The sequence below is a fragment of the uncultured Ruminococcus sp. genome, assembly GCF_934476685.1.
In the GTDB taxonomy this organism is placed as follows: domain Bacteria; phylum Bacillota; class Clostridia; order Oscillospirales; family Ruminococcaceae; genus Hominimerdicola.
The window spans coordinates 1-11375 of record NZ_CAKSNX010000023.1 but is presented as its reverse complement, the minus strand read 5'-3'; the positions used below and the strand labels follow the sequence as shown (position 1 = coordinate 11375).

Sequence of the window (11375 nt, the reverse complement as noted above, 5' to 3'; positions counted from 1 at the left end):
GCCACAATGGATATTTTTCTTGAACGTCCTGCGGAGAACATAGATTCAGCACCCTCTATCTTAGGAAAAGTTCCAAACTCGTCGCAGTAGAACATAACTCTGTTTTTAAGCTTTCCGCCGTTTTCATCTGCAATGACTAATATCTCACGGTATAGCTGTTGGATCAAAAGTGAAACCATAAAATATTTGCTCGTATCTTCTTCGGGAAGAACGATAAAGATAGCAGACTTTTCATTGCAGAACTTCTCAGCGTCAACAGCTGTTCCGAAGCAGAGCATTTGCTCCATTTCTGTGTCGAGAAAGCTGTTTAATCGGGACAACGCTGTACTCATTACAGACAGCATAGACTGGTCTGAGGAATTAAGAGCCGCACCTGCAAGCCATTTGGCTTTGTGTTCGCTTGGAAGCCTGTCCATAAGTTTTGAAAAATACATTTTAGGTTTTGCTTTCGGGTCTGGCTGATATTTTGCGAGCAAGTCCTGTATCAGCTTGAAAACCGAAACAATGTGACGTTCGTTCTTGTCGCCAAACTCCGCTAAAAGCAGGATAACAGAGGCAAGCAAGCCTTCCGCTGCGTCGTAGAAAAATGCGTTCTGTCCGTAGTTTGAGCTGTCACCTCCGCCGATGTTGATTATGGTTTTTGCAGTTATCTTTGCGTATTTTTCAGCCTTTGCTTTAGCTGAAAGATTGCTCTTATCTTCCAAATACAAATCCATGTATTTATTGACCAGATGCAGGATATTGTTCTCGTCTGAACGAGTAGGATTTCTCAGATCAAGCACAGAAACATTGTAGCCGTAATACTTTTTGGCGATAGTTCCGTAGTTTCGTGCAACATCGCCTTTTGTATCAGTTGAGATAAAAGACATTCCCGAAGCACAGGCAAGTTCGATATTCGGATATAGGAAATACGCTGTTTTTCCGACTCCGGCCGCTCCTATCATAAGAGTATGGACATCGCCGGTATCCACAAGTGCAACAGTTTTCTTTCCAGAACCTCTGCACCCGACCACAGTACCCTGAATAAAATCTCCGTTGGAGCTGTGCGGAAGATTTTCTCCCTTACGCCATTTATCAGGCTCGAATGGCAGAGAGATAAAAGTTCGCTTGACTTCTGCTTTTGTCGCCCATCTAGCCGTACCGTGCTGTCCATTGCCGACTTTTTTTGCCTTCATTCCGTTAAGCGATTTGTTGTCAAGTAAATTTACGACAATAAAAAAAGCAGCAAAAATCACGACAAGCAAACCTATTAAAATAATTTGTTTTTCACTCAAAATTCCACCTCCTATCCATAGAAATATGCTTTCTTCTGTATTTAAAAGAACAGTTAGTTTGTTATCTTCAAGGTATTGCACCGTGAGGCAGAGGGTATCGCATCAACCAAATTCCATACAAGGTTCAGGTACGGAAACGATGTCCTCAGATTCGATGTGTTCTGCCAAGGGTTCAGACAAAGTTTCTTCAACAGATAACCTGACAGAACTATCCGCAAGCTGATACAGGAGTTTTGCTGTATTTATACATTGTTCACGGGTACGAGCTGTTTGCCTTAGATCTTTCATTACTGCTGTAACACATTCCTGCAAATTTCTTTGCTTAGCGGCTATTTTGCCTTTATCTGTGTACGGCTTGTACTCTGCTTTCAGCTTGGCTCTAAGCTTTGCAAACATATCCTTTTCACAGCTTTTATCAATAAAAAACGCCGAGCCTGCAAGTGCATACTCGGCAAGATATTTGTATTGTCCGTTTTTGAATGTTGCATAGATTTGCGAGGTCAGCTTATCGGGACGGCATTTTAAATACCCCAGTTCGCTTACTTCTTTCAGATATTCTTCCTTCCGCTTGTGAGGAACAGCAGGTAAAGCTTTGACCCCGTTCTTTGCTTTCAGCACCTCGTTCCAGTCCTTAAACTTCGGTGCAAGCCGTTTCACATCGGTATATCCATTCTCTGAAAGAATATCTTTTAAGCGGTCAACGGCCTCGATCCCTCCTTCGTCATTATCAACGCAGAGAATTACTTCCGATAAGTTAGAATGATTCTTTAATGCCGCAAGCACAGCATTTTCATACACTCCGTTCATTGCAATGCAGCTGTGCTTTTGCCAGTCTTTCGGATAAAGCGTAAGAAAACTCATCATATCTATGGGAGCCTCAAACACATAGAGCCTTTTGCTTTCACCGAAATGTGCAAAGCTGTATCTTGTGTCAGAACCTTGACAAGTGATCCTGAAACTATTGCCGTAAGAATTTGTTGAACGCTTGCTTGCCTGCCTTGGAACGCCGTTTTCATCAATTCCTACAAACACGGCATTGTGATGTTCCTTGTCCTCATAAAGCGTGTGCTGTTTTGCAAAATGGCTGATAATATCGGGAGAAATGAACCTCTGCTTTATCAGGTAGGCATAAACCCTATGCATATTTGTGTTTGTCTCGGGAAGTCTGAACTCTTTCTTTTCTTCCTTTGCCGATACTTTCGGCGGACTGTGGGACAGCGGAGTTACCCTCTGTCCCAACAGTTCCTGTACCGCAGTCTGAAAGTCCATACCATAAAACTCCTGCATAAACTTTATTGCTCCGCCGCCAACCTGATTTTTATGGTCAAACCATGTCGAACCACGGAGCGTTATGCTGTCGTGTTTGCCTGAACTGTCGTAGTAAATGAGCTTATGCTCTCTGCCAACACGCTCTAATTTCTCGCCTCGCATTCTCAGGAATTCTTCGAGGTCAACGCTGTTGGCAAGGATTTTTTGTTCGTCTGTGAATGGGATGTATGGCAATTTATCACCGCCTTAATACTTCACACTCTCCGCAAATCTGCTCATCAGCCCCGAAAAACTCTGCCTTTCCATCATATCCGAACTGAGAAATGCACCCGACAAAACGGTAAGCTTGTTTTCACTAAGAACAGCATAGGTTTCAATGTACCCGAACTGCGACGCCATACCATCGGTTTTCTGAATCGACGCATAACGCTGATATTTTCCCTTTGATACAACGCTGCTTGTCATTCTGTAATCGGACACAAAATCGTCCGCTGTGATACCGTTCATCTGAGCAGCAGTCTGCCTGAAGTAATGATCCCCTAAATTTTCAAGGATATATTCCATATCGTAAGGAAGACCGCTTTTACTCAGATCAATACACATCACCTCAATAGAACCACCGCCGTTTGTGTCTTTAAGCGTTATCTTCTGCACACCATTTGAATCGTCAGTTTCATTATCAAAAGAACAACCTTTCATAGCTTCCGTTACCAATTCACTTGTATCCACAAAGGATATATCGGAATCGAAAAACTCCGCAATAAAGGTATCATATTTTACCTGTTCTTCATCGACGGTACTTTCAGCCTCCGAAGAGGCAGCCGCACTTACTGTCGGTGCGGCTGTTGTGACCGTTGTCTGCTCGGCTTTGAACGGCGGCGAGATATTTCCGCAGCCTGTAAGGATCACCGCAGACAGTACGGCGAGTATAAGAATATTCTTCATTTGTCATACCTCCTTACACAATAGACCAGATATACAGCGGAGCGGTAAGTGTGAATATGAGGCAGGCGAAGATTATCGCAACAGGAGTCCATTCTATCTGCCCGTGCTTGCGGTAGTCCATATACATCGCACCTATCTTCACAAACAGCAATACCGCAAGGATAACATCAAGGCACGGAAAAACAACATTGTTCACCACCGACACTATCTGCGATCTGGCTGTGTTCCAAGTGCTTGTGACTGCTCCTGCCACATCGCCCGAGGCGCAGGCGGTTATTGATGTCATTGCCGCAAAGCACATTGCACTTGCAGCTGATGCAATAGCTTTCTTTTTTGACTTTTTTATCTTCATTACACATCTCTCCTTTCATTATTCTTTCTGATTGCAAATATTAAGGACAAAAGCATTACAGATCCGATCATAAGATAGATACATATGCCATTGTCTGATGACACACCTGTGTGAGGGTTGTCTGTTGTGACTGTGTGAGGCGTGTCAGGCAAGCTTGGCTTAGCCTCGTCCACCATTATGACTATGGGCGTACCGTCTTCCGCAATTGCTGCCGCATCTGCATTTTCTACGGTAACATTGCCGTAAACATCGACTGTAAACTTAATGTCCGTTGCAATTACATAGCCGTCGGGAGCGGCGATTTCTTTCAGTGTATAATCTCCGGCAGGAAGCTCAGTTACAATATGATCTGTGCCGTCGGAAGTCCATTCGTCAACAATATTTCCCTCAGAGTCAATGATCTGCATTTTTGCTCCCTTAAGCTCGTTTCCGTAAATATCACGCTTTGAGATCTTAACGGTAATCGGCTTGTTCTCGGCAGTTATCTCAATGACTTCGCCGTCCTCTGAAATGCTTACGGGATAGCTTTCATCGCTTAGAATATATCCCGTGGGAGCTTTTATCTCTCTGACAACATACTCGCCGTAAGGAATGTTTCCAAACTCAAAATATCCCTTTTCATCGGAGATCGCTGTCATTATGGCATTGCTTTCCGTAAACTCTGTACAGTCCGTTCTGAACAGTCCGAACAGAGCATTTTCAAGGGGTTCGCTCTTGTCATCGGTCTTATGTCCCTCTATCCTGCCACGCTTGATAACATTTTCAAACTCTCCGCAGTCGATATCCACGGTCTGAATATCCTGACCCATATACTCGAAAGTCACAAGGTACTTTTCGCCGTTAAGGACATAGTGTTCGTCGGTGGCAATTTCCTGAACATAGTACTTTCCAAACGGAATTTTCTCTGCAATAACAGCAGTCATATTTTCATCAAGCGACACCGCAGAGATCAGCCCGCCGGCAGGGATCAACGTGCCGTTTGAAGCTGTGATATCTTTTGCGGCAAACAGTCCGAAACGAACATTTTTGTACTCTCCGTTACTGCCGATACCGAACAGCTCATCATTCTCCATTGTCTTAGAAAGCCTTATCATTACTCTCTGATATTCATTTTCAAACTCTGTATCCACAGTATCTCTCACCTCAAATTCCTGTCCCGCATATGTCAGTTCTGCTTCTTTAGGTTCGTTATTCAGCACATATCCGTAAGGTGCTTTTATCTCTCTGACCTCATATCTGCCAAGATACAGCGGCTCAGTTTCCCCATAGCCGTTTTCGTCGGTCGTTATTTCAGTCACAACATCGCCTGCATTTGCGTGAATTGTTCCGTCTGCTGTAACAATATCCTCTGCGGCTGTTATCTGAAATACCGCTCCGCTAAGAGCACATTCCGTAAACACTGGCTTGTATATGGTCTGACCGCTTTCTTCAATATTTCCGTTTTCGTCAACGGATATCGCACTGCCAAGAGCCGTCACGCCTGTAAATGCTTTGCCCGATTTGTATACGGATATCTTTCCTTTCTGCGAATCGTTGCCAAGGTCGATGCTGAGCTTTGAATATACGGCTGTGTTGCCTGCGTAATTGAATTCAAATGTCCTGCTTTCTGAGTCAATAACATACCCCTCTGCCGCCTTTGTTTCGGTAAGAGTATACTTTGCTCCCACATACATCTGTGCGTTTCCCGTGTCAGCATGACCGGTGCTGTCTGTGGTCATTGTGCATATAACGTCTCCCTGCTTGTGAAGCTGTGCCGAACCGACAAAGAAATCTTCCGCCGCTCTTACCTCAAACTCAACTCCTTCAATGGGCTTCTTGGTTTCGCTGTCCGCCTTGAAAACTTCAAGCGTTCCTCTCTGAACATCGTTTGTTACGATCACTTCATAAGGGATAGTCAGAGTATCGGCTTTATCCGATTTAACCGTAAACTTTGTGTTCTCAGCAGATATAACGTAAGGCTCGGGAGCTGAAACCTCCACCAGTTCATACTCAAAGTTCGGATAGATCGGTATAGTCTTTGTATATCCCTGTGTTCCATCGGTCTCATATTCTGTGTAGGTGCTTGAGGCATATCCCTGTTCATCTGTCACAACAGTACCCACAGGCTCGCCCTTTTTCTGTACCGTCTTGCCGTTAAAAGCAATGTCCTGAGTAGGCACAATGTCAAAAGCAACGCCCTTTATGGGGTTATCAAACTCATCTACCTTGTGAATTTTCAGGTCAACAAGCTGAAGCGTATTCGGAATATCCGCAGTATAGGTTATGACGGGATCTGTATTGTCATCGATATCCGCAAGGGTTGTAGTTACTGTAAACGAGCGGCTCAGTTCTCCGTTCTCGTCAAGCATGATATACCTGTCGTTTTCACGCTCTGTAACGGTGTAGACATTTTCAAAAGTTTCACCGTTAAGCTTGCCGAGAGCCAGTCCGCTTACCTCTGCATAGCCGTTCTTATCGGTTGTAATACTCTTTACAACCTTTCCATTTAGAGAAATATCAAAAGTAACTCCCTCTATCTTGATATCATTAAGAACATCATATTTGTTAAGCTCCAGCTTAAGTGTAAAAGGCTTGTCCGTTACTGAATAATTGTGATCCGAAAGCTTTGCATTCTGAAAGTTATCAAGGTCGTTTACCGCCGTATTTGCACGGTTCACAAGATGATATTCATTGTTAAGAGCATATCCCTCGGGTGCAGTTATCTCCTTGACATAGTAGTTGGTGTTTGGCAAAAGGTCATAGTCAAACTTTGCTTTTCCGTTGTCGTCAGTAACTGCGGTTTTCAGCAGCTTTTTTGATGAATTATACAAACCGTACCTTGCTCCGGAGAGAACTTCTCCCGAATCATTTTTCTTTGTCAGCACAAGGCTGTAATTTACAAGCTGATTTACTATCTCAGCACTGCTGTGAAGTCTGTTATCTTCAAGTTTGTTTGATGAAATGGGATAAAGATTTCCTGCTCCGAGAATATATTTCTTCCCATTTTCATCGGTCAGAGCATATGACTTGCCTGTATCGTTTCTTATGAGGCCGCTGATATTTCTTTTTGCCGTAGAATCTTTGATAGTACTCAGATTGTACGCTTTTGAAGCCTCAAGACTTTCATCATAGCCATATCCTTTAGCTCCGTTTATCTCGATAAAAACAAGCTCCTTTGCATTGCCTGAGCTGTCAAGAGGTACAAGATCAAAGAAAAGCTGTCCGAAGTGATCGCAGGTGTCACAGCCGCTGTAGTTCGAGCCTGTGCTGAAAACATATGCCTTTGAAAAGTCAGTCGTAGTGCGAGTGGTATCGAATATGAGGTCGTGATTTGCGTTTAATTTTGTTGGCACATAGTAACAGCCGTCACCTGAGGAGTAGGTCTTTCCATTAAAGCCGTCAAGGTCGTTAAGATCGCCTGAAAAAGCTTTTTCTGCAGACTTGTGACCCTGCGAGATATATCTCATAACAGGCTTGCCGTTTTCCTCGTCCCAATAGCCCACAATAAACTTGGTTGACTTGTAGATGTCGGAGAGGGTCTTGATGTCGCTCTCGTTATCGCTTGATAAAGCCTTTCCATCACCGTTGAGAATGGTTTTGTCAAGCACCGCAGTTCCAAATTTAGCATTGTAATTCTTTTCGCTGTTGTTCATCTTTATCGTTTTTGTGCCAGCATTGGCAGTAAAATCACTTGTAGGAGAGGGCAGAAGTACTGATTTAGAAAGTTTCTCATACCTTTCATCATCGGGTACTGTATATTCCGTTACCGTATATGTCCTGCCATTTGACGTTGAGGTGGGCAGATCGTTTACTGTGAAAGTACCCTTTGCGTCTGTGTTTTTAATGGTCTTAAACTTTGTAGCCTCGCTGACAGAAGTCACATACTTTGAAAAAACATATCCCATTCCCGTGCTGTTTTTATCAGCCTGAACATAATACTTTTTGCCGTCATACAGGCATGAAACCACAAACGTAGTCTTGCCCAGAAGGTTATTCAGCTCCGCCGCCGTTATCTGATTATTGCTTGAATCTGTGTATGTCTTTTCAACGGTAAGATTCGGTTCATTGTATGACGCAAGTCCCACATATCCCACAACGGGGTCGAGCCTTGTTGAAAGCAGGCAGGTCTGATAGTAGCTGTTGGCAAACAAAGTTTCCTGCTTTTTCAGGCTGTTCTTCATCTGCATCGGGATACTTTCCGTAACATATATACTGCTGTCGCCGCTTGAAGTGAACTGCCTTTCCTTTGACCATATGGTGTAAACAGTATTTGTGCCGCTCATTTCTGTTTCAAGGCCATAGTCCTTGCCGAAAGTACCGCTGAATTTAGACTTTATCAGCGATCCAAGCTTGCTTTCAAGGCTGCTGAAATTATGTGCAAGGCTTGACGCTGTGACATAGGAAGTGGGCACAGTCACTTTTGTTTCGTATCTTAGATTTTCAGCGTTGTATTTCATAACGTTCGGTTCGTCCTTTGCCTGAGCTTTGGTGGATCTCATAGCAGAGGGAAGCTTGTAATGATCCTTCACATTTGACACAATATCGTTGTACGCCTTTTCAACTCCCGATCTTGTACACCAGCCACCGCTTGGATAGGTGAAATCATTCCAAAGAATATCCGAACATTTTCCGAAGCCTGCCTGCGTATGACCTCTGTAACCCAGTATCAGCTCCCAGATAAGGCACTGAGTTGCGGCATAGTAGTCACCTGTTTTGTGGCTTGAATAGCCGTAATACTGCACAAGTCCGAGATACTTAGCCATTGGTCCGTCTGTTCCGCCTATGGACTTCCAATATGCAAAGCTGTCCGCCTTGTTTTTATCCGAGAGGTCAAAGGTATCATACTTTGTAAAGCCGTTCTGAGTATACCAGTCCTTGTAGCTTGCTCCCTGCATTGACTTTGCAGGCTCGATACAAAACGCCCAGTCGGAAGTTGATGAGGGACTGAATCTGCATATTTGTTCTCCGGCTTTGATATATTGTCCGCTTACTCCTCCTGTTACTCCGTTCTTTCTGTTTTTGATAGTTGGATTGACCGAGCTGTTCCAAGTGTATCCTATGGATACTCCCGATGTGGCTGCGGAAACATTCGCCGCCAGCGTAGTCATTCCTATTGCCGCCGCAAGCATTGCCGCTGTGCAGCGTTTTAATATTTTTCTTATCTTCATCTGTATTACTCCTTTGTTTTTTGCAAAGAAAAAAGAGCCGAATTTTCGACTCTTTTCCCTGCTTATTCAGTTGTTTTTAGTCCTCCGTAAGAAACCATATTGCCGTGCCGTCAAAGCCTACATTAAACTCAATATCGCTTGCATATTTGAGGGCATTATTGCCGCTGTATATCTCCCACCTGTTGAACAGTCCGTAGTCTATGACGTGCAGGCAGTTTTCTCTCGTTTCACTGACTATGCTGCAGATCTCTTCTTCATTTTCTGCATGATCTATCAGCCACTTGCTGTCTGAGTCAGCATATGCGTCCATGTGAGCATATGACAGGTCGGTCATGTCCTCTCGCACCGTCATATTGATCGGATTCGCATAAGATATGTCATACTCATCTATTCCAAAGCTTACATGGATATCTCTTTTGCCGTTGAAGTTTTTGGCATATTCAAGTATTTCAGATCTTATGAGATTTTGTTCATCACCGCTTAGGCTTTGACCCTCACACAGCTTTCTCCATGCTTTCATGGTATCAGACCATGTTACTGTGCTTTCGGGCGGTTTTGTGGTCGGCGGAGTAGTTGTTTGCGGTTTCTGCGTAGTGGTCACAGGCTTTGGCGGAGCTGTTGTGGTTTGCTTTGCGGTAGTCTGCTTTTGCTGTGTAGTTGTTACCGCAGGCTTTTGAGTAGTATTGACCTGTGTGTTTTCCTGCGGCTTTACTGTCTGAGGATAACTCTGCTGTTTGATTTGTTCCTGCGGTGGTTGCATACTTTTTGTGGTTGTTTTAGCTAAGGAAGTTTCGGATACCGTCTGCGAACTCTTTCGTGTAGTAGTTGCGGTTTCGCTTGTATCCTTTTCTTCCTTTACCGATGTTACCGTGACCGTAGTTTGGTTCACAGCTGAGATTTCTGCACTTTCTACGGACTCCGATACATTGCCGCAGGCAGTCAGCATTACTGTGCAAAGTATTGAAATATATATCGCTTTTTTCATATCATCACGCTCCTTGTCAAGCAATATATCACACCTTTTTGTATATATCCAGCCTTTTTGCAAAAGTTCTGCCTTTGTGACAATTTACACAGCATAAGATTTGGCATACTATATAATTAGCTCAGGTCCTTCATCAAATTCTTCAAGCGGTCCGATCACTTCGGGTTTTGTTTCTTTAACAGCCACAAGCCCTATACCCGGCAGGTCTACCAGCATATGACCAAACTGCTCCTTGTACTTTTCGATCTGCTCATCGGTAAGTGAACAAGAGTCCCATTCGCCGTATTCGTTCAGACAGTTGCCCGAAATATAGAAAGTGCCATGAACAAGAGTGTTTCCTACTATCCTGTTAGGCTTTGAGCCGTTCAGCAGAAACTCATCATTACACCAGCAAAGTGCGTCATTTGTCTGCTCAAAATATATAGGTTCAATGCTTCCTCCCACTACTTCCTGCATTGCCTGGATATCGTCCTCGATATCTTTCACATACGGTTCTTTCAGAGGTTCAAACACAAGTATCCTCATTCTTTTGCCTCACTTTCACAATACTCTTTCAGCGGACACTCGTCGCAGTCATCAAACATTGCACAGGTACGCTGTATCTCTTCCTCGGATATCCCACAGTCAAAATTCTGCTTTTTCTGCTCGTTCTGCCATACGATGAGTGAAACACCGCTGCTGTCACGTTCGACCTCTACCGTTACAGCATTTCCGTGCCTGTCATAAAGCCCTGAAAATTCTGTTTTGCCTTTTGCTGTTAAAACCTGTGCCAATATTATCTTCTTCATAAAAACCTCCTAATCAAAAAGCGAAAGCTGTTTGATAGCTTTCGCACGTTCGCTTGTGTCATAATTTGATATGAGCAACTCTGCATACTGACAGCCGCCGTCATACCGCTGTGCCAAATTGTTCAGCCTGCTTATCTCTTCAATGTGAATGTTTGGTTTATGCCATATCTCCCGTATTTCGGGGCAATCGTTGTATGAAACCAAGAACTTGCCCTTGATATCCAAAAGCGTATCACGCAGTCGAATATGGTCTTTTGTTTTAAATCCCACGTCCTTGTAGTAATTTTCAGTAGCAAAGTACGGCGGATCACAGTAGAAAAAGCTGACGGGTCTGTCGTACTGCTTAATGAGTTTCTCAAAATCTTTGTTCTCAACCACTACTTTCTGCAATCGTCTTGCCGCCAGATCTATCATCGGAAAGTCAGACCATATCGAATGCGGCTGACTTGCAAAGCTGTCAAGACCGCTTGCATAGCTGTAACGTATAAGCTGATAAAACTTTGCCGCTCTGTCAACATCATAAAGCCTAGGAAAAATGCCACGTTTGTGAAGTATAGCTAAGTATTCAAAATCTTCTCTTGAATCAAGCACATACCTAAGCTTGTATTTGAGTCT

General features: G+C 43.7%; 9 protein-coding genes. All 9 read right to left on the bottom strand.

All coding sequences use genetic code 11. The annotated features are described in order from the left end of the window. A partial coding sequence (locus tag Q0E19_RS11295; protein WP_294409632.1) for a type IV secretory system conjugative DNA transfer family protein occupies positions 1-1244 on the bottom strand: 1244 nt, incomplete at its 3' end. A 132-nt stretch (positions 1245-1376) separates the two neighbouring features. Next, a complete protein-coding gene (locus Q0E19_RS11290; protein ID WP_294409631.1) occupies positions 1377-2777 on the bottom strand; it encodes a DUF3991 and toprim domain-containing protein in 1401 nt (466 codons plus the stop codon). 12 nt (positions 2778-2789) lie between these two features. Then, the gene (locus tag Q0E19_RS11285; RefSeq protein WP_294409630.1) at positions 2790-3488 is read right to left on the bottom strand and encodes a hypothetical protein; all 699 of its coding nucleotides are present in this window, start codon (positions 3486-3488) and stop codon (positions 2790-2792) included. Between the two features lie 13 nt (positions 3489-3501). After that, a complete protein-coding gene (locus Q0E19_RS11280) occupies positions 3502-3840 on the bottom strand; it encodes a DUF3852 domain-containing protein (protein WP_294409629.1) in 339 nt (112 codons plus the stop codon). Continuing rightward, positions 3840-8987: a SpaA isopeptide-forming pilin-related protein gene (locus Q0E19_RS11275; RefSeq protein WP_294409628.1), complete on the bottom strand. Its 5148-nt coding sequence runs from the start codon at positions 8985-8987 to the stop codon at positions 3840-3842. Before Q0E19_RS11275 ends, Q0E19_RS11280 begins: the two co-directional genes overlap by 1 nt. A 76-nt stretch (positions 8988-9063) precedes the next feature. Continuing rightward, positions 9064-9972, bottom strand: a complete 909-nt coding sequence (locus tag Q0E19_RS11270) for a hypothetical protein (protein ID WP_256321021.1) — start codon at positions 9970-9972, stop codon at positions 9064-9066. 108 nt (positions 9973-10080) lie between these two features. Continuing rightward, positions 10081-10497, bottom strand: coding sequence for a DUF3846 domain-containing protein (locus tag Q0E19_RS11265; RefSeq protein WP_118124958.1), 417 nt, complete (start codon positions 10495-10497; stop codon positions 10081-10083). After that, positions 10494-10760, bottom strand: coding sequence for a hypothetical protein (locus tag Q0E19_RS11260; RefSeq protein ID WP_294409627.1), 267 nt, complete (start codon positions 10758-10760; stop codon positions 10494-10496). Before Q0E19_RS11260 ends, Q0E19_RS11265 begins: the two co-directional genes overlap by 4 nt. 9 nt (positions 10761-10769) lie before the next feature. Next, positions 10770-11375 (bottom strand): DNA adenine methylase (locus tag Q0E19_RS11255; RefSeq protein ID WP_294409626.1); only part of this gene is annotated, 606 nt, incomplete at its 5' end.